We start from the raw sequence: 2,784 nt of genomic DNA on the forward strand, positions 1-2,784 counted from the left end.
TCACGCTCTGCTGCCACGAGTCGAACCCGACCGGCCGAGTTCGCCCCACACCGGCAAACGGGTGCGCGGAACCGGGATGCGATCCTCACGCAATCTCTCACCCTGAAACCATGAGCACCGTCCCGTCGTCGTGACCGAACACGGCCGCAACGCCGCGTTCTGCGACCTGATGGCGCGCGCCGCAGCTTCCGCGGAGGGCTCGGCCTTTTTCTTCGTCATATCTTCCAATGTCGTCATCACGGCACCTCCCTCGCTGAGCGTTTACTCAGCGGCTCGGGCCGAAACACCGAATAAGAAACAGTCCCCGCGGATCGGCTAGAGGGACACGTCAGGGACTGTCCATCTGAGGGCCTTGTTGGTCTTCGTGTGTAGTGGGCGCGGTCGCCGCCGAGGCGTTGTGTCGGGGGGTCAGGAAGTGGTCGATGTCGACGATGAGGAACAGTGCGGTGGCGGTAGTGACCACGTGGGCGTGGTTGTTTTCGATGGTGGCTCGCAGGTGTAGTTTGCGGCCTGCTCGGGAGTGGATGTGAGAGCGGAGGGTGTAGGGGGTGTCGAGCAGGACCGGGGCGAGGTAGTCGATAGCGAGGTGGCGGGTGACGGCGAGCTCTCCCACGGTGTAGAGCAGAAACCCGAACAAGTCGTCGAGGACGGTGGCGACCGCGCCCCCGTGGGCAATCGCTGGGGCGCCGACATGGCGGGAATCGAAGCTGTGGTGGGCGTAGACGCCGTGTGCGTCGCGTCGGACGCGCAACTGGTGGCCGTGAGGGTTAGCCGGTCCGCAACCAAGGCAGTGGGGGTGGTGAGGCGGCAGGTCGACGTGTTCGGGCGGCGCCACAGCGAAGGTACGGATCCAGTCCTCGGCCTCGAAAGGTTCGGGGCCGGCGGTCTCGGGTGTGTTGGTGTTGGGTGTGTGCTCGGTCATGGACGCCTTCCGTAGGTGTCCTCACCATTAGCAATGAGGATGTCGCAGTGGGCTTTGTGGGCAAGCTCGGCCGGCGAGGTAATAGTAGCCGGGCCAGTGGTGACCGGTGGGGGTTCGCGGTGACGATGAGGTCGTCGGCGGTCGGGCCGGCTAGGTGAAACAGTGCGCGGACGGTGGGCTCGGGCAGGATGCGAGTTTCGATGTCGACGGCGCCGTGGGCGATCGCATGTTGGTGCGCGGTGCGCAGGATGGCGTCGGTGGGTGTGGTACCTCGCAGCCGGTCGACGTCAGTACCGAGTGCGCGTTCGTCGATGTCGTGACGGGCGCAGATGATCAGGAGTCGGGCGTGGGTGACGTGAGCCAGCTCGGCGGCGTGGTCGACCACGCGGTAGGAGTAGTCGGATCCGTCGGTGTCGACGAGGATCGTGCGATAGGCCGTCATGATGGGGCCTCTTTCACGAGAAGGGGGTGTTCGAGCGGGGAGGGGTGTTCGTGTGAGTGCGTGACGCGCGGGAGCGGCGGGTGGTGGGGCCGGGAGAGAGGACTGCCAGCACGATCGCCCCGGCGGCGGTGAGGGCGGCCAGCGTGAGCGCGGCCTGGCTGCTGCCGTGCACGAACGCTGCCTTGGCGAACTCGGCCAGCGGTTGGGCCGCCGGTCCGGCCTGGTCAGCGACCTGCAGAGCAGCGGCCAGGGAATCGGCGACCGGGCCGCGGGCGGGCTCGGGAAGCTGGGGCAGAGCGGGCTGGATGTGGTGGGTATAGCCTGCGGCGAGCACGCTGCCAGCCACGGCGATCCCGATCGCGGCGCCGATCTCGCGGGCAGCGTCGTTGACCGCGGCGGCGACCCCCTGTTTGGCCGCAGGGGTGTCGGCGACGATGGCGTAGGTCGCCGGGGCGGTGCACAATCCCAGACCCGCGCTCATGATCAGCAGCGGCCACAGCAGGCCGGGATAGTCCGCGGCCACGGTCAACCGGCTTACCAGCACCAGTCCGGCAGCGATGGCAAGCAGTCCTGAGACGGTCATCACTTTCAACCCGACGAGGCTCGACAACCACGGTGCGATTACCGAGATCACGACCAGCGGCACCACCATCGGCGCCAACGCCAGTGCCGAGGCCAGCGGCCCATAGCCGAGGATCAGCTGCAGGTACTGCACCAACAGCAGGAACACTCCGAAGGTAACCAGGAACTGGATGGTCACCGACAGCGAGCCGGCCCCGAAACCGCGGCGGGCGAACAACCGCACGTCCAGCAGTGGCGCAGAAGACCGCAGCTCTACGATCACAAACACCACCGCTGCCAGGAGACCGACCCCGGCGATAGCGGCGACGAGCTGGTCGGCCCAGCCCCGCGCGGGAACCTCGATCGCGGCGAACACGATCGCCGCGATCGCGACGGCCACCACCGCCGCACCCACCCAGTCCACCGGGGGATGCTCGCTCTCTCGGGACTCGGCGATAGTGCACGCCAACCCCGCCAGCACCACCCCCGCCACGGTCAACCCGACGAACACCGAAGGCCATGACCACCGCTCGAGCAGTACCCCGGCGCCGAGGATGCCCAGCACTGCCCCTGACCCCGCAACTCCGGCCCACACCCCCACCGCCCGGCCACGATGGGCAGCGGCGAACCCCGCGGTCAGGATCGACAGCGTCGAAGGCATCACCAGCGCCGCGCCCACCCCGGCCAGCGCGCGCGCTGCGATCAGCCACACCGGGTCGGCCAGCAGCAGCGGCAGCGCCGACGCGACCGAGAACACCGCCAGCCCCGTGACCAGCACACCGCGACGCCCGTAACGGTCACCGATTGCTCCGGCAGGCAGCACAAGACACGCCAGCACCAGCGTGTAACCGTCGACGAT

3 protein-coding genes are annotated in these 2,784 nt (G+C 68.0%); all 3 read right to left on the reverse strand.

Features of this window, described 5'->3' with window-relative positions; genetic code table 11:
* Window positions 1-328: 328 nt before the first annotated feature.
* Window positions 329-850, reverse strand: a complete 522-nt coding sequence (locus A2J01_RS24535) for a PaaI family thioesterase (protein ID WP_231915899.1) — start codon at window positions 848-850, stop codon at window positions 329-331.
* Window positions 768-1,364: a universal stress protein gene (locus A2J01_RS24540; protein WP_003946090.1), complete on the reverse strand. Its 597-nt coding sequence runs from the start codon at window positions 1,362-1,364 to the stop codon at window positions 768-770. The genes A2J01_RS24535 and A2J01_RS24540 overlap by 83 nt, the downstream gene beginning before the upstream one ends.
* A 13-nt stretch (window positions 1,365-1,377) precedes the next feature.
* The coding region (locus tag A2J01_RS24545) for an MFS transporter (protein WP_054186435.1) at window positions 1,378-2,784 on the reverse strand (1,407 nt) is incomplete at its 5' end.

The organism is Rhodococcus sp. EPR-134 (assembly GCF_001647205.1).
GTDB lineage: Bacteria > Actinomycetota > Actinomycetes > Mycobacteriales > Mycobacteriaceae > Rhodococcus_F > Rhodococcus_F qingshengii.